Below are 22,009 nucleotides of genomic sequence, written 5' to 3' on the forward strand. Positions count from 1 at the left end.
AGAAAAAAAACAAATATGACAATTCAAAATAAATTACAAAAAAAAACAAATTTTTAACAAAACATTTTTTGTTAAATCGTTTTACTAAAAATGGAAACGAACTTCCTAACGACAATATTATATTTGATTATGACATTTTTTTTTAAGTTAGCGGTGCAAAAAAAACAAAGCAAACGATTTAGATGGAAAATAAACTCATTAAAACGAATTATCCAGCCCTTTATACATTAATTATTGTATTTTTCTTTTGGGGCTTTATTGCAGCAGGAAATAGTGTATTCATTCCTTTTTGTAAAAACTACTTTCACTTGGATCAATTTCAATCACAATTGATTGACTTTGCCTTCTACACCGCCTATTATTTAGGAGCACTACTTCTTTTCATTTTCAGTACATTTTCCGGAAAGGATTTAGTAGGTAAGTGGGGGTACAAAAAAAGTATTGTATATGGTTTACTTTTCTCTGCACTCGGTGCCGGCGCGATGATCGTAGCCGTAGAAGTCAACGTATATATAGGTATGCTCTTAGGTCTATTTACCGTAGCACTAGGTTTTTCACTTCAACAAACAGCAGCCAATCCATTCGCTGTTTTATTGGGCGACCCTAAAACTGGAGCCTCACGTGTTAATTTGGGCGGCGGTGTCAATTCTTTTGGAACAACGATAGGCCCATTAGTAATTGGCTTTGCCTTATTTGGAACATTTGAGAAAATATCAGATTCTGAAATTGCAAATTTACCCTTAGACAAAGTAGTCTATCTTTACATAGGTGTTGGTCTGTTGTTTCTATTAGCAGCAAGTCTATTTTATTTTAGTAAAAAAGTTCCTGCTGGAATCAGCAATGAGCCTATGGAAAAAGCAAACAAGGCGTTAAATACCTTGGTTATCATGACGATTTTGCTTTTTGCTATGTTTACACCGGTATTTTTAAGTTACAAAAGTGAAATAGCATTACAGTTAGAGCAATTAAATGCACAATTAAAGACCCTAACAGATCCAGCAAGTATTGACCAATTAAAACTTCAAATCAAAGAACTTGCTCATCCACTGGAGATACAACGCATGCTTTGGTTAGCAGGAGCTCTTATTGTCGTAGTAGGTGGACTGATATTCGCCAACGTTAAAGCACAAAAAAATGCCGAAGGATGGGGCGCAATGAAATATCCACAACTTGTCTTGGGTATGATTGCCTTATTTTTATATGTAGGTGTTGAAGTAGCCATAGGAAGTAACTTAGGTGAACTGCTTACTTTAAAAGAATTTGGAAGTCTTCAATCATCACAAATCACTCCATATGTATCCATGTATTGGGGAAGTATGATGATCGGACGTTGGGCTGGAGCAATTACAGCTTTCAATCTAACAAAATCAACTAAAAATATCCTATTGATCATTGTGCCACTAGTCGCTTTTTCTATTATTATAGGCGTTAATACAATGGCTGGATTTGAAATGACACATCTTTATTATTATGTGATCTGTATTATCATCCAAATCGGTGCATTCTACTTAAGTAAAGAAAAACCTGCTCGTACATTGATCGTTTTTGGATTATTTGGTATCATAGCGATGACAGTAGGCTTATTATCTTCTGGAACAGTAGCGATTTATTCATTTTTAGCAGGTGGATTAGCATGTTCGATTATGTGGTCTTCTATTTTCAGTTTATCCATTGTAGGCCTTGGTAAATATACTGCTCAAGGATCAGCATTCTTAGTCATGATGATCTTAGGTGGAGGTATCATCCCTCCTATTCAAGGAAAATTGGCCGACATCATCGGTATACATAATTCTTACTTACTTCCATTACTTGGATTTGTCTACATTGTATTCTTTGCAATCGCAGTAAGATCAGTATTGAAAAAACAAGGTATTAATATCGATGATATTGAAGCAGAAGGAGGACATTAAGCTCTCCAAAACCCCAACTAATTGTAAAAAATACACTATCAAACTAATTTCATAGAAATCAACAAAAAACGCCTTGAATATAATTTTAAGGCGTTTTTTATGTAAAAGAAATTTTATGGTTGAAATAATTTTTTATTTTAGTACGTTGGGGATACATAAATTATAAATAAAAAAATGTATTTTCGAAAATCGGATTCTAATAATCCCATTTTAAAACGAAAAACTCAATTAAAACTACTCAATAATGATTATTATTGCTGACGGAGGATCAACGAAAACAAACTGGTGTTTGTTAGATGATTCAAACAAAAAAATTTACTTCAACACTGAAGGATACAACCCATATTTTGTGGATAGCGAGTATATCGTTAATTCATTAAAAAAAGGCCTACCCAATGATTTACCATTTGATGATATTAAAGAGGTTAACTACTACGGGGCAGGTGTACACAATAAAGAAAAAGCAGAAATCGTTGTTAAAGCTATTCAAGAAGTTTTCCCACAAGCTCAAGTTGAAGTTGGCCATGATTTACTTGCCGCAGCAAGAGCTTTACTAGGTAAAGAAGCTGGATTCGCAGCTATTTTAGGTACAGGAACCAATTCTTGTATCTATGATGGACAAAACATCACCTACAACATCGATTCTTGTGCATACATTTTAGGAGACGAAGGTAGCGGCAGTTATATTGGTAAAAAATTATTAGCTGATTATATCCGTGATTTAATGCCTCAAGATGTTCGTAAAGTATTTTACGATACCTACAAAATCACACCTGATGAGATCATGGATGCGGTATACACAAAACCTTTAGCAAATCGTTTCTGCGCTAGTTTTAGTAAATTTGTTTACGACAACAACGTGAATATTGAATATACTCGTGCTATCGTTGACGAAGCTTTTGAAGCATTTTTCAAAAACTTAGTAAGTAAATATCCTAATTACCAAGAATACACCTTTAATTGTATCGGATCTGTAGGTTACAATTTCCGCAATGTACTGGAAGAAAAGGCATTACAATATGGAATGAAAGTAGGTAAGATCTTACGCTCGCCGATTGATGATTTAGTTCAGTTTCACATTAATAGAGCTTCAAAATAGGCACGCCCTATTTTAATACTAACAAACATAAAGGGTGGAAATCATGATTTCCACCCTTTATGTTTGTTAATAATTTCATAACAAAGCATTTATACACAAATCATATTAAAATGCGTCTTTTGAAAAAACGAAGTTATGAAACGAAACCTCGATATTGTAGTACTATCAGACATTCATCTCGGAACCCATGGAAGTCATGCAAAAGAGTTGTTGTATTACCTAGAATCCATCGCTCCAAAAATGCTCATTTTGAATGGTGATATAATCGATATCTGGCAGTTCAAAAAAAGTTACTTCCCATCAGAGCATTTGCATGTGATCAAAAAAATCATTGATTTAAGTGCTAACGGTACAGAAGTCTATTATATCACAGGCAACCACGACGAAATGCTCCGAAAATTTGCTGATCTCAAACTGGGCAATATCAAATTAACCAATAAACTTCTGCTATCACTCAATAATAAAAAAGCATGGATATTCCATGGTGACGTATTTGATGCTTCCATTCAACATTCCAAATGGTTGGCCAAACTAGGTGGCTGGGGATATGATAAATTGATTCAGCTCAATCATTTCATCAATTGGATACTAGTCAAAATGGGGCGAGAAAAATATTCCCTATCTAAAAAAATAAAAAATAGTGTCAAGAAAGCAGTCAAATATATTTCAGATTTCGAAGAAACCGCTACAGAATTAGCGATTGAGAAAAACTATGACTACGTAATCTGCGGACACATCCACCAACCACAAATCAAGGAAGTCATCACAAGAAAAGGAACCGTAACCTATATGAACTCCGGCGATTGGGTTGAAAACCTGAGTAGTCTAGAATATCATAACGGCAAATGGACATTGTTCCATTACGAAGACTATAAAGAGTCTATCATGAAAAATAAGCTAGCGGATACACCCATTTTCACTTTAGAAGATTTAAAAAAATTAGTTACTATATAATATAAAAGGGGAATTAACACATAATTCCCCTTTTATAGCTATAATTCGATCGATTCACCGATTGCAGGTAAGTACAATGTCTTGCCGCAATTAGCAAATTTTTCTACTGCATTGACTTTGTTAATAGTAATTGGAGGAAATGTGTCATAATGAATTCCTACTATTTTATCACAATCGATAAATTCCGCAGCTCTTACTGCATCATCAACGTCCATTGTATAATGTCCACCGATAGGTAAAAAAGCCCAATCTAGTTCAATATCAGCCAACAATTTCATTTCCATGGTCAGCGCGGTATCTCCAGCAAAGTAAATTTTCTTATTCCCAGAATATAAGATAAATCCAACAGGAAATCCACCATATTCACCATCTGGAGTACTGTTAGTATGTAAAGCATATACCATCTTGACTGTACCAAAAGAAGTTTTTATAGTCCCTCCTAAGTTAAATTCAATTACCTTATCATCTGGTACACCTTGTTTTCTTACCCAAGCAGCAGTCTCCACAATAGCAGCAACTGTAGCCTGGCTATTCTTTTGAATTTGAGCCATATCAGCTACATGATCCTGATGTCCATGACTTAAAAAAATATATTCAGGTAAGATCGCATTTACATCAATCGCTTTTGCCAATGGATTATAACTGATAAATGGATCCATTAATACCTCATGTCCATCAAAGTTAAATGCAACACAAGATTGTCCATAATAAGTAGCTTTCATAATTTTATTGATTAAATAGTCCACCTAATCCACCTAACATATCCTGACTAGCAGCAGACATTTCGGATTGACTCACATTTTCCGCTTGTACCATCGCCTTATTTAAAGCCACTACAAGTAGTTCCTCCAGCTCCTCTTTGTCCGCATTACTCAAAAAAATCGGATCAATTGTAATTTCCTTAATTTCCTTATTAGCGGTCGCAACAACTTTTATCAGTCCACCCTCAGCTTCTCCAAATACGGAAATATTATCTAATCGCTGTTTAATTTCTTGTGCCTTTTGTTGTGCTTGGAATAATTTATCAAACATAATATAAGATCTAAATTTACAATTCTAAATATAGGGCAATTTACACATTTGAATTCAAAACATAGATGTCAAAATTACCTTTCAATTTAATTCGCAAATCAAATCATCCTTTCGTAAATTTGCAACATGCAAAGCAATCAAGAAATTTTAGTTGAAGCTATCCTAAATCAATATGAAGTTGATCAAGCTCATTTGCCACAAGGAATTTTAGATGAAATCTATGCCATACCCAGTAACTTGGTGACGAGTAACGATATCATAAATTACACCAAGTGTATAGGTCAAGTATTAAATAAAACTGAAAAAACAGCTGATCTTTTAGAAATTTTAGATGATGAAGTCCATATCATCATCCATAAGCTGAAATTTATCACAGCATCAGATCGTCCTAAAGTCGTTGTTTTAGACGGACTAAACCCAACAGTAATAAACTCCAGCAATTATTTGCAAGAATGTCTGACCATTACGGGCGGCATACCAACCAATAATATTGCAGAAGCTGATAAAGTCATGATCATCAATGATGAGGAATTAACAATTGCACAAATTCCTAATCTACTATCGGATTCAAACTGGTATGATACCAATGCCATTAAGCTAAATCAGGTTTTCTTAATCAATAAAGAAAAATTCGGAAAAATTCCAGGGAAAAACTACTGCCTAGAATTAGAAACATTAGCCGAGATACTGCAACCCAAATACTTTTTTTATGGGTTAGAAGGCACCACTTGGATTCAATTTCAACTACAATAAAAAAGCTGACTTAGTAGTCAGCTTTTTTATTGTAGTTATGCAAATCTCTTTCTAATCAAAGCATAAAGCTTATCAACACTATTAGGTTTTTCGACCCATTTATTTTTTACAGCATAATTGGTTTGTAAAAATGCGTCTGCTTCTGCATAATCATTACAACGATTCAGTAACTCAATTGCTTCGCTATAAGCCAAACTATAGCCGTTGAACAGATCTTTAATAAACAAAAGCTTATCATTCAAATTGATGATCGTCTTAATATCCTTCACCTGTCCTGAATTGCCTGTTGGATTATTCATTTCAAAAACACGATTTTGAACACCAGCTTTCTTTTGTTGTGAAATAATTTCATTTAATGTTAAAGGTCGAGCAGTAGTTTCAGGTTCGCTTGAAGCTTCCACACGGATTTCTTCTTCTATGAAAATTTCCTTTGATTCTTCGATTACTTCATGAACAATCACTTTTTCTTGCTCCATTTCCGGTATTGCTGATGGAGCATCGCTTATCTCAACTTTCTCTTCAGGCACCACAGGTCTAACATACACCTGCTCGCTATCCACTACTTCACGTTCAACGTTAGCCTCTTCAGTAGCTTTAACCGATTCAGTAGGATTGACTTCCTGGGCAGGACTCACTTCATCCGCATGCGTTTGTTCAGCATCCGTATCCAAAATATCATTTCCACCTGCTAAATGATTTTTTTCAATGACGACATCAGCATGAGCAATAGGCTGCTCTTCTTTCTTCTGCAGACTACCTTGAAACAAATTGGAAGGTGGAGTAAAGTAATTATTAAACGACACCTTTTCTTCTTCTACTTGACTATGTACTACTTTTGGCGCAGCAGGTTCATCTTCCCGAGCCAATTTCTGTTCTTTATCGAGGAGATCCTGTGCCTTTAACACCCCTACTTGAGCAGCAAGATATTGTGCAGTAGCCTCTAACAGAGCTAAATCAGTTTTTTTATTTTCAAAACCATTTTTTGAAAGTGCTAAATACTGTACTTCCAACTCTTGCAATACATCGCCTATCTTATCAAATAAATTTTGTTTCGTCGCCATAAATTATACATTTCTTTGTTCTTGATGCCAGTAAAAGCTTAAATTTTACAAATGGAATTAAACGCTATTTCCAACTTACTGATTTATACTTTATTGTTCAGTATTTTAGTTATTATAGACTCAAATTTAATATTAAATTCTGATATTAGCAGGACTTAATCCGTATTATTTTACTTTAAAAATCAGATTTCGCACTGATTAGAGATAATACTCAATTTATTGATTTTAATTCATTTAAATGCTTTTTTCTGAACATAATTTTACCCAACGAGGGCCTGCATATGGAAGTATCGAAGTTATTTGTGGTTCCATGTTCTCGGGTAAGACCGAAGAACTCATTAGAAGACTTAAGCGAGCACAATATGCCAAACTCCATGTTGAAATTTTCAAGCCAGCAGTAGATAAAAGGTATGATGATCTTTTGGTAGTTTCACACGATAGCAACAGTATTCCATCCACGCCAGTAGATCATTCATCATCAATTTTGTTACTCAGCAACGATACACAAGTAGTTGGTATAGATGAAGCACAATTTTTTGATGAAGGTTTGACAGAGGTCTGTGTCAATTTGGCAAATAAAGGAATTCGTGTCATAGTAGCCGGATTGGATATGGATTTCAAAGCACAACCCTTTGGCCCCATTCCTAATATTATGGCTATTGCCGAACATGTCACTAAAGTACATGCCGTTTGTATGCAATGCGGAGCCCCGGCAAATTATTCTTTTAGAACTTCATCAGATACAACCACTGTACTTTTAGGCGAAAAAGAAGCGTATGAAGCAAGATGCAGAAGATGTTACTATAATTTAACAAACTCTTAACAATATTTTAATATTCAAACTATTTTTTGGCATTAGGTTTGTATATCTATATGAAACAAGATAATAACAGCTATTAGTAGCTATAAAATACTTTTCATAATTTAGGTTTATAATTGGTTAGTTAAAGTCCACCCTCCCAAGGTGGACTTTCTTTTTGCACACCTATTGAAAATACGATCAAAAAAAAACCAACAAATAAATCTGTTGGCTTTCAATTTCTATTTTTTTACCCAATTGACAATTTCATCGGACAATGGATTGACAGCTGAACGATAGCGGTGCACCAGTTTACCATGCTCATCAATTAGAAACTTTTCAAAGTTCCATTTAATTTCTCCTTTAAAATCTGGATTGTCCTGACTGGTTAAATATTTAAACAGTGGATCAATTTGGTCTCCTTTCACCTCAACCTTTTCAGCCATCAAAAATTCAACACCGAAATTTTGCTGACAAAATTCCTGAATATCATCATTAGTACCAGGCTCCTGATTTCCAAAATTGTTGGCTGGAAATCCGATAATCACCAAATCTTTACCATACTGTTTATACAGCTCTTGCAAATCCTTATACTGCTTCGTAAAGCCACATTTAGAAGCCGTATTGACTATTAGAATTTTCTTTCCTTTAAAAGAAGACATCTTGACGTCATGACCATCTAGACTTTTAAAGGTATAATCATAGATGCTGGGATTTCCAAATATCATGGAAAAACAAGCAATAATTGTGGATAAAATCATCATGTTGTGTTAAAAATTTATAAGTGAACTTTTTTCTCTTTCAATCACAAAATCAAACAATTCGTTGATCGGCGATTTTAATATTTTACCAATTTTAATATGATGACCATTACATACATCACGGAGTATCAAATCAAGATAATAAGCGATAGAACCCACAAAATGACATTCATAATCTTGATAATCCTGATACGTGAGTACACACGTCTGAACATATTCTTCAAAACCTGACCGAACAATTTCATCAATAAAAGGATGCGTAATATTAGCCGATAAAAATGGTGCAAATGAAGCCAAATAAGCATTTGGTCTCTCCTTTTGATAAACATTCTTAATAACGATCTCCTTTGTTACCCGATAATGTTCAGCAAAATTCTCAGCCAGATCTTTTGGAAGCCTTCCATACAGAAATAAAGTGATTAACTTTTTCCCAAACCAAGCTCCTGAGCCCTCATCACCTAACACATAACCATTGCCATAGTTAGAAGGTTGCACCTCCTCACCATCAAAAAAACTGATATCAGATCCCGTTCCTAAAGTTGCTATATAACCTTTGTTCTTGCCACAAGTAGCTAATGCACTTCCAACCAGATCATTCTCAACAGATATAAATGCATTTTCAAACAATGGCGTCAAGGCATTTGAAACCATTTCCCTTCTATCAGGAGAGATGCAGCCGGCACCATAAAAATAAAGCTCCGTTATTTCGTTAGCATAAGGTATAATTTCAGGTATCTCTTTGATCACCCGAGTAATTTCTTTATCATTTACAAAAAAAGGATTGAGCCCATTTGTAGAAAAAGACAAAGGAGGACTATCTGGAAGTTCCAATTTCCAATCTGATTTGGATGAACCACTATCAACAACTAAAATCATAAATAAAAAGATTATGCTCCATGGAGCGTATCAAATATACAAAATTTTCAAGTTTTAAAATAACTTAACATTTGCCCTCAAAGCAAAATTACTAACGACACCCAAAACATTCACCAATAAATTTTGTATAACACACATAACCTTGTACTTTTGTAAACCACAAATAAATTTTGAACTGATATACGTATCAGTTATTTAACGCTTTAAAATGATCGAAAAAAGTAATAGTACATCAAAAGTACATTTTGATGTTTCCTTTAGTGAGCCTCAAGCACATTACGCAGATATAAAAATGTCTATCAAAGAAATTCAAACAGATTTCATTGACTTAAAAATGCCCGTTTGGTCTCCAGGATCCTACTTAATACGCGAATATTCAAAACAATTAGAACGATTCTCTGTCGAAGATCATGTAAAATATGAAAAAATTAGTAAAAACACGTGGCGTATTTACTGCAAAAATGTAAACTCATTAGTGATCAACTATCATGTCTATGGTTTTGAGAGCTCCGTCCGGACTAATTTCATTAACGACGAACATGCTTTCATTGTACCAACCGCAACTTTCCTACATATAGACGGTATGATTGATGAATCTGTAACCGTAAAATTTTTCCCTGCAGAAAATTGGAAATATATTTCAACGGGTCTTGAAAAAGTTGAACATCATACATTTTTTGCACCAGACTTTGATATTCTATACGATTCCCCCATTGAAATAGGCAATCAAGATATATGGACGATCCAAGCGTCGGACGTAGAACATGAATTTGCCATGGTAGGAGGCGGCACATACAATAAAGAAAGATTAAGTGCAGATGTTCAAAAAATAGTAGAAGAAGAAACCCGCATTTGGGGCTCCAACCCCAACAAAAGATATGTCTTCATCACCCATAACTATCAGTCAGGAGGAGGAGGATTAGAACATCTCAATTCAACAGTACTGGGAGCATCCAGAACAGCCTATAGCAATGAAGGATCTTACAAAACATATTTAAGTCTCATTGCACATGAGTACTTTCATTTATGGAATGTAAAACGTCTACGTCCTAAAGCGCTAGGTCCATTTGATTATGATCAAGAAAACTACACCACCGGTCTATGGATCATGGAAGGATTTACCTCATACTATGACAATTTAATCATCAAAAGGTGTGGTTTCTTTTCTGAGCAAGAGTATCTCAATTTATTAGCAAACGATTTTACGACTGTACTCAATCGTCCTGGCCATCTCATACAATCTGCGGCCGAAGCAAGTTTTGATGCCTGGATCAAGTATTACAGACAAGATGAAAACTCACCCAATTCTAGCATCTCCTATTACAATAAAGGGGCTATGCTCACCGTGTTTTTAGATTTAAAAATAATTGCAGCATCAAAAGGAACAAAAAAATTAGATGACGTATTAAAAGTAGCTTACGACTATTTCTACATACAGGAAAATAGAGGATTTGAAGAGCACGAATTTCAACAACTGGTAGAGCAAGTTTCTGGAATTTCAGTCGCTGATATCTTCCAAGCAGCACATGAAAATGGGGAACTTCCTTACAACGACTATTTCAACTTAGTGGGATATGAAATGATAGATGTAAATGCCGAAAGCAATTACCTAAGCCTTGGAATAAATTATCAAAAAAATGATGGTATGCATATTATTACCGCAGTAGAAAAAGGATCAGGGGCTTGGGATGGAGGTCTCAATGTTCGTGATGAATTAATTGCGATCAATGGTATACGCCTAGATATGAAAGATAAAGAGTATGATTATTTTATGCAGCATAGTACTCAGGGCGAGATTTTAGATATCTTGATCGCACGAGACGGAATAATAAAAGAACTTAAAATTCAGATACGGGCCAACAATAAAAAGATGTTCCGTATCCAGCCATTAAAAGATCAATCCGAAGAACAGCAAAAATTAGCTCAATTCTGGCTATCATAACAAATAAAAGGCTGTCTTACCGATGGACTGCCCCCAAAATATTGGACAAATTTAGTTAATTAGATTTGTAATAATGAGCTCGATATTCTGTCGGGCTCATTCCATTTAAATTTAGTTTTATCCGTTGATTATTGTAATAGGAGATATAATCTTCTATTTCGCTTTTTAACTTCTCTGTTGATTCGTATTGTTTTAGATAAAACAGTTCTGATTTTAAAATTCCGAAGAAATTTTCAATTACGGCATTATCAAGGCAATTTCCTTTTCTGGACATGCTTTGAGTGATTCCGTTTTCTTTGAGCCACTGTTGATATTTAGGCATTTGGTATTGCCAGCCCTGATCTGAATGTAAAAGCAGTTGTGATGCCCCCTTGCTTTGGGCAGTGCCTTTTTGAGCATATCCATTACCCCTTTAAAGACCGGCCTGTCAGTAATTTCATAACTTATAACTTCCTGATTAAACAGATCAATTATTGGGGAGAGATACAGCTTTTTTTCCTTGACTTTGAACTCAGTAATATCCGTGGCCCATTTTTGCAAAGGCCCCTCAGCCTGGAATTTCCTGTTGAGGATATTGGGGGCGATCTTGCCCAGTTCACCCCGGTATGACCTGTATTTCTTTATCCTGATCAGACTCTTCAAACCCATTTCCCTCATTAATCTAAGAATGGTCTTATGATTCATATCCACTCCATCCCGTTTGAGCTGCAGGGTAATGCGGCGATAGCCAAAGCGGCCCTTATGTACATGGTAAACTTTGTTGATTTGCGCTTTCACCTGTTCGTATTTATCTGCTTGTCCCTCCTTCTTGGAATGATAATAGAAAGTACTTCTTGCCATTTTAACGCAACTCAGCAGGATATCAAGATCAAATTGATGCCTTAGCTCCATTATGGCTTTCGCTTGTTTTCGGCTTGAGCTAAGGCGCTGAGCTTTTTTAGCAGGGCATTTTCTGCACGTAAATACTCATTCTCCTGCAAAAGTTCCTCTTCACGCGTGAGCGCTTTATTCGTTTTTCTAACTTTTCGCTTGATCTGCGGATTTGCTTTCTTTGTCATCAAGGGTCTCCCTTTTGGCCGTGCCTCCAATCCTTCTGGACCAAACTTGTCCAGCCTTTTCTGCCATTCAATGATATGGGCATCCGAGGAAAGGTCAAAGCGTACACGGGCTTCTTTCAAAGATAAACTTTCTTCTCGGATTGCAGTAAGGACAGAAAGCTTAAAAGAAGCACTAAAGTGTCTTTTCCCTTTCCTGGGAAGTAGCCCCGATTCCCCCTGATACTTATATATTTTGTACCACGTCTCAAACAAAGAATACGTAATCCCGAATTCTTCTCCCAAAGACTTTGCAGAACGATAATGCTCATCCATTTGTCTAACACAGCTCAACTTAAATTCAAAACTGTGCTTGTTTTTCTTATTCATAAAAATGCCCCCAGAAAGTGTCTAACTTTTTGGGGGCACTGCACCGATGGTAGGACAGCCTTTTATTGTTTACATCGAGTACTAAAATTTATAACGGAAAGAAAACCCAATTGGATCTATTAATTTAATCGAACTGGATTGTAAAAAATCAAAATAGGGTTTTACATCCAAAGACACTTGAAATGGAGTTTCTGGAATATTATATTCAATTCCAATGATTCCATCGATACTAAGTGCCAATTCCGAATCATGTTCCACACGCTTTCCATCAATTGTTTTGTCCTTCTCCTTATAAGATCCAAGTCCACCACCGAATCCATAATACCAATTAAAAGCAGATGAAATAGGTTTATAGTATTCGTATAAACCAACGACTCTAAACCTTCTGTAGTTAGAGTTACTTTGAATGCTTAACAGCGCCTCTACAGCTCGGTCATTTGAAAGTGTATGTCTATAGGTAATTCCTTGAGCAGAACCAAAACGAGCTCCAATGGCACCTTTAGAATCTAACTGCGCAAAAGCTTCATTTGTTACCCCCAATAAACCAACTGCCACCCCAACGATCCAAGATAATTTTTTCATACTTAATGTTCGTAATTTGTTTTTCAATATAATTTTCCAAAGGTAATATCAATAATTAAACGATACAAACGTTAAAATGTTATCAACAATTTTAAATATAAAAAAATGCACATCAAAACATTTTTCATATATTAGACTGTATTTGAATACTTAGTAATAACCCAATTAAGTACATATTATAAATTTATTATGGCACGACAAAATAGAATTTTTGATCTCATCACCAATTATATATCCGAATACTCTGATAAAACCATTATTGCCGGTCGCGATAAAACAGGTCATTGGAAAACATATTTAGCAAGTGAATTTATTGATCGTGTAAATAGCCTAAGCAAGGCATTATTGAATCTAGGTTTACAAAAAGGAGATCGGGTAGCCTTAATGTCTGGCAACCGTCCAGAATGGAGTATCGTCGATTTTGCCTGTAACCAATTGGGCATTGCACTCGTTCCACTTTACCCAACTTTAGCCTCACAAGACTTATCGTATATTGTCAACGATGCAGAAGTAAAATTAATCTTTGCAAGTAACAGCAAACTTGCAACACGTGTTGCCGAAGCATTGAACGATCACCAATTAATCATTCCAATCTATAATTTCGAAACTACTGGTGACGAAAAAAACTTAGAAGCTCTCCATCAAATTGGAGCAAAATTAGACATCGATCTCAAACCATATCATGATGCCATCCATGAAGATGACTTACTCACATTAATTTATACATCTGGCACTACAGGTAAACCTAAAGGTGTATATTTATCCCATAAAAATATTTTAAGTAATGTCCAAGCCTGCTATCATCTGATCAGATCAGATTTCAAAAAAGCGGTCAGTTTCTTGCCCCTCTGTCATATTTTTGAACGCATGGTTGTTTATATGTATTATGCAAAAGGTGTAGAAATCTATTTTTGTGAAACTTTAGATAATATCGTGGTCGACATCAATGAAGTAAAACCCGATGTCTTTACAACAGTACCGCGCGTATTAGAAAAAGTATATGATAAAATCGTAGCCAAAGGAAAAGATTTGACGGGGATAAAAAAATCACTATTCATGTGGGCATTAAACCTAGGCCTTCAATATCAAGAACCTACGAAAAATAGTTCTTGGTACAATTTTAAACTTGCCATCGCTCGAAAATTAATTTTTTCAAAATGGAAAGAAGCTCTTGGAGGAAATATAAAGATAATCGTATCCGGAGGCGCAGCACTACAAGAAAGACTTGCACGAGTTTTTTGGGCAGCCGATATCAAAGTTCTTGAAGGATATGGCTTGACAGAGACATCACCAGTGATCGCTGTAAACACGTTCTTCGATACCGGTATTAAATTTGGAACCGTCGGAAAACCATTAAAAAATCTAGAAGTAAAAATAGCTCAAGATGGTGAAATTTTGGTAAAAGGCCCAAGTATCACTTCCGGTTATTACAAAAATGATGAAGCAACCAAAGAAACCTTTGATGAAAATGGATTTTTCAAAACTGGAGATATTGGAGAAATTTCAGCAGATGGATTTTTAAAAATCACCGACCGCAAAAAGGAAATGTTTAAAACCGCAGGAGGCAAATATGTAGCACCTCAAGCAATTGAAACAAAACTTATGGAGTCTACACTCATTGCCCAGATTATGGTCGTCGGAGAAAATAGAAAATTTCCTTCCGCATTAATTGTACCCGCTTTTGAAGAAATTGAAAAATGGATGAAACATAAAGGCATTCCAGTCGTTTCGAAAGAAGAGACCATCAAAAATCCAAAAGTAATCGAAAAATATAATCAAGAAGTAGAAAGATTATCCACCGAATTTGGTCACTGGGAAAAAATTAAAAAATTCGTCCTACTAGCCAAGGAATGGACCATTGATGAAGGTCAATTAACACCAAAACTCAGTTTAAAAAGAAAAATCATTCTGAAAGAGAATGAAGAAAAAATTGAAAAAATCTATCAAGAAAATAGCTAAACAAAATATCCCCCTATCTAAAAATAGGGGGTGTTTTCTGAAAAAAAATTTGTTTTATCTGCGACTCACCATATGAAAGAAGTATACTTTAAAGATCTATTCACACACACTTACTGGAAACAAGTTTTACGATTAGTCTATGACGCCTTTAATGGTTTTATGGATGACAATTGCATGAAAAAAAGTGCCTCATTAGCATACTATACCATTTTCTCCATCGGTCCGTTATTAATCATAGTCATCTGGTGTATCGGTTTCTTTTATGGCGAACATCTCAGCCAAGAAACATCTGCGCAAAAGGAAGTTTTTGATGAACTTATGGTCCTGTTTGGAAAAGATGTAACACTTCAAATTCAATCTTATATTCAAAAAATAAATTTTGAAAATAAATCCAACATAGGGATCACAGTAGGGGTTGTAACACTTATTATCAGTTCAACGACACTTTTTGTAGATATACAAGATTCCATCAATCAGATATGGAAAGTAAAACCTAAACCTAAAAAAGGATGGCTAAAATTGATCATTAATCGCCTGATCTCATTTTCCATCATCATTGCATTGGGATTCTTATTAATTGCTTCTCTAATGATCAATGGGGTGATCGCAGCTGTTACAAATTTAGTTATACAATACTTACCTTTTATACCCATCACGTTAATTGACTGGGTCAATACCGGGATCACCTTTGTCGTCATTGTCACGCTATTCGGTTTTATTTTTTCATTTCTCCCGGATGCCAAAGTAAAATTTAAGGATATCCTAGGTGGCGCAATATTCACGAGCTTGTTATTTATGTTGGGAAGATATTTGATATCATTATACCTTTCTCTATCCTCTACAGCAAGTTTATATGGAGCAGCTGGTTCAATCATTGTCATGTTATTATGGATCTATTATTCAGCAGCAATCTTATATTTCGGTGCTGAATTCACCAAATTTTATGCTCAAAAACTGGGCGGAGGTATCGAACCCTCCTCATTTGCAGTCATGATTGAACAGACAGAACGGACCAAAAAAGTCGGTGAAGATGCCGATGCCAAAGAAGGTGAAATTATTCAAGTTCTTAAATAAAAGTAGGGAGTGCTTCTAAAATGAAGCACTCCCTTTTCACGATATATGAAAGACCCTTTTACTATTGTCTGACTTGGTAATGGATCACTTTTCTACCCACATTACCCGTTTCATCCATACCTTCCACGACAACTTTATATTGACCATTTCCATCCGCATTATAAAATTCTAAAGCAGCCTCACCAGTTTCTGTAACCTGCACTTTTGGATTCCAATATATAGTTGTTCTCAAATCATTAACAGCTTTGCTTTCTGCTGTTTCATATTTAGGTACATAAAACTTTCTTTCCTTAATATATCCTAATGGGAATAAATCAATCACATTCGATTTCGGCAACAATTTTTCAATCTCCGATAAAGACATTCTTGGTTTCTTCTCTACTTTTTTGGTATAAATCGAAACGACACCATTATTTTGATACATTCTTGAAACTGTTCCCAGATCATCTTTCAAGAAAATTTCAATTCCTTCAATATCAATAACATTAATACCATTTAATCCCGGTTCGTCAATCGCCATTCCATTTAAGAAAAATTGAACAGGAACCCGACTACCGCTGTTATAATCTCGAGTGACATAATACTTTTGAGTCTGTGAATCGTATGTTATACCCGTCAATAATGTAGTCAGACACATGGTCAAAACATTACAACCGGTTAATCGGTCAGCCTCGATACGGTGCTCAGGCATAGATAATCCCGAAATAGAAGGAAAGTCCCTATTTGTAATTACTTTTTTCTGTACTCCCGTAATCGCAACTTCATCTAATAAGATTGATGTTCTAAATTCCTTCTTGCTATTTTCCAAATAAGGAGCAATTGCTTTGTCAATATTCATGACAAAGTTATTTTTATAAGCATTATTCTTATCGATTTCCGGAAAGTAAGTTTGATCCATATTGATCACCATACTCCGATAATTATCATTTCCACGCGCATTAACCGTCACTTTGGATGAATCAGTAAATACAAGATCCTTAAACAAGAAACGTCCCTTGTCGTCCGTATACGTATCTTTACGAATACTACGAGAAGGAATGGACAACAACAATCCACCGTTAGGAACAGTCCGCCCTGTATTCAAGCGTAAAGTTCCACCAATTTCAATTCCTTGTTCTGGCATAAAGGATAACGTAGGGAGTTTCTCTGCGATCAGATCTTGATATTCAAATCTACGGAAACCCTGCGTCATTAATAAAGCATCCAATGCTTTATCTCGATTCGCATTTTTCTCATCAAAATAAGAATTTGGATTCTCCACATAGCCTTTCAAATCCGAAGTCAATAAAAAGTTACTCACAATCGACAGATCCTGATTATCATCATAAGGAACCTTAGACTCATCGATTACTGAAATCGAATAACTTCCTGGAAACTTTTTACCATTATTTAAGACCGAAAGCTTCAAATTAACCTTTTCTTTAGCCTTAAACAATTCCTTATTAACCGCTAAATTAATATCTAAAAACTTTTCGCTCTTCACAAAAGTTAACCGCTCACTGACTACTTTACCAGCAGTATTTAACAAAGTCACCTGAGCGATACCATTAGGGAGACGTTCTTTCGGAATCACAATAAGAGCTGACGCACTTTTTAGATTAGCCTGAGCTGCATATACGAGGTGACCATTTGACTGCACCAAAACATAGTACGATTGATTAGGCGATTTAGCAAAATCTTCATCACTGGTCACAATCGCCATATTCAGATTTGTTTCATCTTGCTTCAAATAAACCACATTGGCTTTATTCTGAACCACCGGAGGCAATTTATACTTACGCTCTTGACCATTCGCAAAAGTGATCACAGCCTCATATTTCTCATTGGCCATAGGCAACAAGCTAAAATAGCCCATTCCCAGCCCAAAATCTGAAAATTCAGCCACTTGCTTACCCTTACCATCCAAAATACGACCTTTAACAGGCACACCCTTTCCCGATGAAGAAACAGCTTTAAAAGCCACATTTTTAGCAATACCCGCTAACAAATCGCCACCCTCAGGAAAAAACTGGACATCAGCATCCCAAAGCGAGTTCTTCAATGAAAATGTACTCTTTAATGGCTTTTCATTTTTATTTTCTAGAAGGGAGACCTCCAAATATGCTTTCTGCAAAATATCCTTCTCCTTGGCACTCAAGTTCACCGTAATTCTACCCAGATTATCCGTTTCACCCTTTCCGTTAGCGATGGTTTCCCAACCCGATATTAAAGACCAATTGACTTTCGAATTAATCAAAAGCTTGCCAACTGGATCTCTGAACTGAATAACAGCCTGACTTTTGGCCGCATTTTGATCGTTATTAATAAAGGAGATATCTGTTATCAACTTTTTATTAATAGCATCACCAACAGGAACGACTTTATTAAAGAAGTAATCGGAAGAGAAGTTTCCCATCCATTTTGTATAAGCCCTGAAGCGATAATTGTCTTGAGCAAGATATTGGGGATCTAATACCAAGTAGCCATCCCCCACTCCTTTGTCCAATGGAATTCTCAAGGTCTGGATCAATGAATCTCGGCTATTCAGCACCTCCACATAGGTGATTTTGCTCGGTTCATATTCTGCAAGATTGCGTGATAAGTAACTGTTAAACCACAAGGTATCTCCTACAGCATAATAAGGTTTGTCAAAATGCAGATGTACTTTTTCTACAGGAAATACTTGGAATAACTTTTGTACTCTTTCGACTATGGTATTGATCGGCAGTGTAGCGTCTGTCGTCTGGGCAACAACTTGTTGAGCACCACAAACACCCATCGTAAGCGTCAATAATTTTATATACTTCATCTAATACTATTGGTAATTAAAATAGAATAGATAAATATATTCAATTTTAATTAAATATGGTAAGTATCATTAGTTTTTAACATTTTTTAATCTAGAGCAAAGGAGCCAAAAGTCGGCATAAAGAATCGATACCTCTTTTCCATTTTTTTCGATGCGCCCATATATATAAGGTCACTAAGTCTGACTCCTCCTTATCAAGTTCAAATTGCTGTTCCAGACGTTTACAATAAGCATCATCAGAGACAATACTCGATATTTCATAATTGATATAAAAACTTCGCATATCCAGATTTACGGTTCCTACTAAAGCCAATTGACCATCAATACAGATTGATTTAGCATGTATAAAGCCTTTCTTATAGAGATAAACCTGGACACCACGCTGTAAGAGAGGTTTTAGAAAGGAGAAGGAAGCATGCTGCACAATATACGAATCGGATCTTTCGGGCAACATCAATTCCACTTTTACACCTGATGAAACTGCGATCTCCAAAGCCGTAGATAACTGTTCACTCGGAATAAAATAAGGAGTGCACAGTTGAATACTCTCTTTAGCATCATTAATGGCCAATATAATTGCCTCCATATTAAAAGGTCCCACAGACCCCGGGTCACTTGATGAAAAAGCAACGGCAGCCCGTTCAGGAATTTGGGCAATATTAAAATTCAAATACTCTTCGCTCAGCACAAATGGTTCAGCGTCCGTTTGATTCCAACTGTTCCAAAATTGGATTTGTAAATTATTCACCGCAATTCCTTCCACCGCCATAGCCGTATCCCTCCAATAATCCTTTTGATTTGGACTATTAATATAGCGATCTGATATATTGATCCCTCCCACAAAACCGTAGTGGCAGTCAATCACCACGATCTTTCTGTGATTACGATAATTGCTATTTGCTAATGATGTAAAATTAACAGGCAGAAATGCAACAAATGGATAGCTAGGAGGATTTTTTCGTAAATATTTAATGACATCTGGAGAACCAAAACTATCTAAGATCAAACGGACTTTAACCCCTGACTTCGCTTTTTGTTCCAAAATTTCTAATACCTGTGTACCAATATGATCCAACTCAAAAATATAGTATTCCATATGGATAGAATGCTTGGCCTCACGAAGTCTCTTCAATAAAACTGGAAACTTCTCTTCCCCATTGATAAACAGTTCAACGCGATTGTTTAAGGAAAAAAATGATAATTTTTGATTTTTCAGATAATCAAATACCCGTGACAAAGTACCGATTTTTTCATGGATTGTCTCCAACTGCTCATCCATTCTATTTAGGTTTTCCTGCCAGGCTGCAAGTAATTTGGTATTCTGCTCCCGATTGATATGCTGTAACCGTTTTAATTTTCTAAACTTTTGACCAAATAAATAATAAAGAATCACACCCAGTCCAGGCAGAAAAACAATCACCATAACCCAAGATATTGTTTTTGTCGGATTTCTATTTTCGATAAGTATCGTACTTATTATACCAAAATACAAAATAAATAAAGGTAGCCAATACCAATTTAACAGCCATTGCCACACCTGGTTCCAATCAATTTCAAGTTGATTAATAAAATTTTCCATAAAAAAATTAGCATATTTTTAACCTTGTAAGTAACAAAATTCCATCTTAAACGTTTTAACTATTGTAACACGCTAGTTACACAACAGTAGGTTACTGGACTTACAAATGACGATTCAAATCATTGTATCCTATTTGTTAACAAATGTTAAATCAAAAAAGGGTGGCCACATTGGCAATATTTATGTTACACACCCTAATAATTTAAAAGTCAAAAGTTAATTAACAATTAACCACTATACAATATTTATGAATAAATTCACACTATTTATCCTAGCCCTATCCTCCTCCGGAATACTCTTTTTTAGCTGTAACTCTGGTAGTACTAAAGAATTAGATAAAAAAAACAATGCTATTGCCCTACCAATATACTCAATTGATACAAGTTCTGCGAATACAATAAAAGATTATATTGGTACTATCGAAGGAAAGGTAAATGTGGAAATCCGACCTCAAGTAGAAGGAATTTTAGAAGAAATATATGTCGATGAGGGCGATTTTGTTGAAGCTGGTCAAAAATTATTTAAAATAAATGCATCTGCTTACGATGAAATATTAAATAATATGGTTGCTACAGAAAATGTAGCTAAAGCAAAATTACAAAATGCAAGATTAGAAATGGAGCGCCTTCGCCCTTTAGTCGAAAACGAGGTAATTTCAGAAGTACGATTAAAATCTGCCCAATCTGAGTTTGATGTCGCCAAAGCATCCTTACAGCAAGCCTCAGCTGCTGTACGTTCCGCCGACATCGATAAACAATTTACGACTATCAAAGCACCTGTATCGGGTTATATCGGACGTATACCAAAACGTGTCGGAAATTTAGTGACCAAAAATGACTCCCAATCTTTAACAGTCCTTTCTGATGTTCAGGAAGTCTATGTCTATTTTTCTATGAGTGAATCCGATTTCTTATATTTCAGTAAAAAACAAGCAAAACAAGATGTAAAAGATTCTATTTATTCCCAAAGCGGAAAAATTAGAAAACTTGCTTTCCCTGAAGTCTCCCTATTACTAGCCGATGGCGAATCTTATGGCCGAAAAGGTAAAGTAGATGCAGTCAACGGGCAAGTAAATAGAACAACAGGTGCAATCTCGTTGCGTGCAACATTTCCGAATACCGACAACATCCTACGTAATGGAAGTACTGGTACTCTCAAATTTGTAGAAACACAAAAAGGTGTCATTCAGATACCACAGATATCGACATCAGAATTACAAGATAAAACCTTTGTATACGTTGTTGATAACAACAATATTGTTCACCGCAGATCTGTTAAAATTGAAGGAAAATCCAATTCCAACTACATTATCTCAGAAGGCTTAACTGTCGGAGATCGGATTTTACTATCGGGCTTTGACAAAATATCGGAAGGTGCCACCATCATTCCAATCAACAAAACCAAATAATCAACTTT

General features: G+C 35.5%; 17 protein-coding genes and 1 pseudogene. 9 read left to right on the plus strand and 9 right to left on the minus strand.

Translation table 11 applies throughout. The annotated features are described in order from the left end of the window. Positions 1 to 182: 182 nt before the first annotated feature. From MUB18_RS21675 to MUB18_RS21685, 3 genes are all read left to right on the plus strand, one after another. Positions 183 to 1,910: an MFS transporter gene (locus MUB18_RS21675; RefSeq protein WP_094772860.1), complete on the plus strand. Its 1,728-nt coding sequence runs from the start codon at positions 183 to 185 to the stop codon at positions 1,908 to 1,910. Positions 1,911 to 2,154: 244 nt separating this feature from the next. Next, on the plus strand, positions 2,155 to 3,009 hold the full coding sequence (locus tag MUB18_RS21680; protein WP_045756144.1) for an N-acetylglucosamine kinase: 855 nt from the start codon (positions 2,155 to 2,157) through the stop codon (positions 3,007 to 3,009). Positions 3,010 to 3,144: 135 nt separating this feature from the next. Then, entirely contained in the window at positions 3,145 to 3,963 is an 819-nt protein-coding gene (locus MUB18_RS21685; RefSeq protein ID WP_045756143.1) for a UDP-2,3-diacylglucosamine diphosphatase, read from the plus strand. Positions 3,964 to 4,001: 38 nt separating this feature from the next. Here MUB18_RS21685 and MUB18_RS21690 read toward each other — a convergent pair whose 3' ends face one another. Next, the gene (locus tag MUB18_RS21690; protein ID WP_248754598.1) at positions 4,002 to 4,685 is read right to left on the minus strand and encodes a metal-dependent hydrolase; all 684 of its coding nucleotides are present in this window, start codon (positions 4,683 to 4,685) and stop codon (positions 4,002 to 4,004) included. 4 nt (positions 4,686 to 4,689) lie between these two features. Beyond that, positions 4,690 to 4,995, minus strand: coding sequence for a YbaB/EbfC family nucleoid-associated protein (locus MUB18_RS21695; RefSeq protein ID WP_045756141.1), 306 nt, complete (start codon positions 4,993 to 4,995; stop codon positions 4,690 to 4,692). 126 nt (positions 4,996 to 5,121) lie between these two features. Here MUB18_RS21695 and MUB18_RS21700 point away from each other — a divergent pair, with 126 nt between their 5' ends. Then, positions 5,122 to 5,748 carry an ABC transporter substrate-binding protein gene (locus tag MUB18_RS21700; RefSeq protein ID WP_248754599.1) on the plus strand — a complete coding sequence of 209 codons (627 nt, stop codon included), beginning with the start codon at positions 5,122 to 5,124 and terminating at the stop codon, positions 5,746 to 5,748. Positions 5,749 to 5,783: 35 nt separating this feature from the next. On the opposite strand, the gene MUB18_RS21705 is transcribed toward MUB18_RS21700, so the two are convergent. Continuing rightward, entirely contained in the window at positions 5,784 to 6,809 is a 1,026-nt protein-coding gene (locus tag MUB18_RS21705) for a hypothetical protein (protein ID WP_248754600.1), read from the minus strand. Between the two features lie 238 nt (positions 6,810 to 7,047). Between MUB18_RS21705 and MUB18_RS21710 the strand changes: the two genes are divergently transcribed. Beyond that, positions 7,048 to 7,632: a thymidine kinase gene (locus MUB18_RS21710; RefSeq protein WP_045756138.1), complete on the plus strand. Its 585-nt coding sequence runs from the start codon at positions 7,048 to 7,050 to the stop codon at positions 7,630 to 7,632. 218 nt (positions 7,633 to 7,850) lie between these two features. Here MUB18_RS21710 and MUB18_RS21715 read toward each other — a convergent pair whose 3' ends face one another. Together MUB18_RS21715 and MUB18_RS21720 are read right to left on the minus strand one after the other, a co-directional pair. Further along, a complete protein-coding gene (locus tag MUB18_RS21715; RefSeq protein WP_094772876.1) occupies positions 7,851 to 8,369 on the minus strand; it encodes a glutathione peroxidase in 519 nt (172 codons plus the stop codon). A 9-nt stretch (positions 8,370 to 8,378) separates the two neighbouring features. Then, positions 8,379 to 9,245, minus strand: a complete 867-nt coding sequence (locus tag MUB18_RS21720; RefSeq protein WP_045753295.1) for an N-acetylglucosamine kinase — start codon at positions 9,243 to 9,245, stop codon at positions 8,379 to 8,381. A 208-nt stretch (positions 9,246 to 9,453) separates the two neighbouring features. Here MUB18_RS21720 and MUB18_RS21725 point away from each other — a divergent pair, with 208 nt between their 5' ends. Further along, a complete protein-coding gene (locus tag MUB18_RS21725; protein WP_094772861.1) occupies positions 9,454 to 11,187 on the plus strand; it encodes a M61 family metallopeptidase in 1,734 nt (577 codons plus the stop codon). A gap of 55 nt (positions 11,188 to 11,242) precedes the next feature. On the opposite strand, the pseudogene MUB18_RS22070 reads toward MUB18_RS21725, so the two are convergent. Both MUB18_RS22070 and MUB18_RS21740 read right to left on the minus strand, forming a co-directional pair. Next, positions 11,243 to 12,611, minus strand: a pseudogene (locus tag MUB18_RS22070) (IS3 family transposase). Positions 12,612 to 12,692: 81 nt separating this feature from the next. Then, positions 12,693 to 13,193: a hypothetical protein gene (locus MUB18_RS21740; RefSeq protein ID WP_094772862.1), complete on the minus strand. Its 501-nt coding sequence runs from the start codon at positions 13,191 to 13,193 to the stop codon at positions 12,693 to 12,695. A 189-nt stretch (positions 13,194 to 13,382) separates the two neighbouring features. On the opposite strand from MUB18_RS21740, the gene MUB18_RS21745 reads away from it, so the two are divergent. Both MUB18_RS21745 and MUB18_RS21750 read left to right on the plus strand, forming a co-directional pair. Then, positions 13,383 to 15,152, plus strand: a complete 1,770-nt coding sequence (locus tag MUB18_RS21745; protein WP_248754602.1) for an AMP-dependent synthetase/ligase — start codon at positions 13,383 to 13,385, stop codon at positions 15,150 to 15,152. A gap of 72 nt (positions 15,153 to 15,224) precedes the next feature. After that, positions 15,225 to 16,226, plus strand: a complete 1,002-nt coding sequence (locus MUB18_RS21750; RefSeq protein WP_045753291.1) for a YihY/virulence factor BrkB family protein — start codon at positions 15,225 to 15,227, stop codon at positions 16,224 to 16,226. 61 nt (positions 16,227 to 16,287) lie between these two features. Here the strand turns inward: MUB18_RS21750 and MUB18_RS21755 are convergent, their stop codons facing one another. Both MUB18_RS21755 and cls read right to left on the minus strand, forming a co-directional pair. Beyond that, positions 16,288 to 19,014, minus strand: coding sequence for a carboxypeptidase regulatory-like domain-containing protein (locus tag MUB18_RS21755; RefSeq protein WP_248754603.1), 2,727 nt, complete (start codon positions 19,012 to 19,014; stop codon positions 16,288 to 16,290). Between the two features lie 91 nt (positions 19,015 to 19,105). After that, positions 19,106 to 20,593 (minus strand): cardiolipin synthase, encoded by a 1,488-nt coding sequence (gene cls / locus MUB18_RS21760; RefSeq protein WP_248754604.1) that lies wholly within the window; start codon positions 20,591 to 20,593, stop codon positions 19,106 to 19,108. Between the two features lie 247 nt (positions 20,594 to 20,840). Between cls and MUB18_RS21765 the strand changes: the two genes are divergently transcribed. Then, a complete protein-coding gene (locus tag MUB18_RS21765; protein ID WP_248754605.1) occupies positions 20,841 to 22,001 on the plus strand; it encodes an efflux RND transporter periplasmic adaptor subunit in 1,161 nt (386 codons plus the stop codon). Positions 22,002 to 22,009: the final 8 nt, after the last annotated feature.

Origin of the sequence: Sphingobacterium sp. PCS056 (genome assembly GCF_023273895.1) — a bacterium.
Taxonomy (GTDB): domain Bacteria; phylum Bacteroidota; class Bacteroidia; order Sphingobacteriales; family Sphingobacteriaceae; genus Sphingobacterium.

Bases quoted from the DNA above. Each gene is read 5' to 3' on its own strand.
- MUB18_RS21675 (WP_094772860.1), top strand. From the start codon at position 183: ATGGAAAATAAACTCATTAAAACGAATTATCCAGCCCTTTATACATTA.
- MUB18_RS21680 (WP_045756144.1), top strand. From the start codon at position 2,155: ATGATTATTATTGCTGACGGAGGATCAACGAAAACAAACTGGTGTTTG.
- MUB18_RS21685 (WP_045756143.1), top strand. From the start codon at position 3,145: ATGAAACGAAACCTCGATATTGTAGTACTATCAGACATTCATCTCGGA.
- MUB18_RS21690 (WP_248754598.1), bottom strand. From the start codon at position 4,685: ATGAAAGCTACTTATTATGGACAATCTTGTGTTGCATTTAACTTTGAT.
- MUB18_RS21695 (WP_045756141.1), bottom strand. From the start codon at position 4,995: ATGTTTGATAAATTATTCCAAGCACAACAAAAGGCACAAGAAATTAAA.
- MUB18_RS21700 (WP_248754599.1), top strand. From the start codon at position 5,122: ATGCAAAGCAATCAAGAAATTTTAGTTGAAGCTATCCTAAATCAATAT.
- MUB18_RS21705 (WP_248754600.1), bottom strand. From the start codon at position 6,809: ATGGCGACGAAACAAAATTTATTTGATAAGATAGGCGATGTATTGCAA.
- MUB18_RS21710 (WP_045756138.1), top strand. From the start codon at position 7,048: ATGCTTTTTTCTGAACATAATTTTACCCAACGAGGGCCTGCATATGGA.
- MUB18_RS21715 (WP_094772876.1), bottom strand. From the start codon at position 8,369: ATGATTTTATCCACAATTATTGCTTGTTTTTCCATGATATTTGGAAAT.
- MUB18_RS21720 (WP_045753295.1), bottom strand. From the start codon at position 9,245: ATGATTTTAGTTGTTGATAGTGGTTCATCCAAATCAGATTGGAAATTG.
- MUB18_RS21725 (WP_094772861.1), top strand. From the start codon at position 9,454: ATGATCGAAAAAAGTAATAGTACATCAAAAGTACATTTTGATGTTTCC.
- MUB18_RS21740 (WP_094772862.1), bottom strand. From the start codon at position 13,193: ATGAAAAAATTATCTTGGATCGTTGGGGTGGCAGTTGGTTTATTGGGG.
- MUB18_RS21745 (WP_248754602.1), top strand. From the start codon at position 13,383: ATGGCACGACAAAATAGAATTTTTGATCTCATCACCAATTATATATCC.
- MUB18_RS21750 (WP_045753291.1), top strand. From the start codon at position 15,225: ATGAAAGAAGTATACTTTAAAGATCTATTCACACACACTTACTGGAAA.
- MUB18_RS21755 (WP_248754603.1), bottom strand. From the start codon at position 19,014: ATGAAGTATATAAAATTATTGACGCTTACGATGGGTGTTTGTGGTGCT.
- cls (WP_248754604.1), bottom strand. From the start codon at position 20,593: ATGGAAAATTTTATTAATCAACTTGAAATTGATTGGAACCAGGTGTGG.
- MUB18_RS21765 (WP_248754605.1), top strand. From the start codon at position 20,841: ATGAATAAATTCACACTATTTATCCTAGCCCTATCCTCCTCCGGAATA.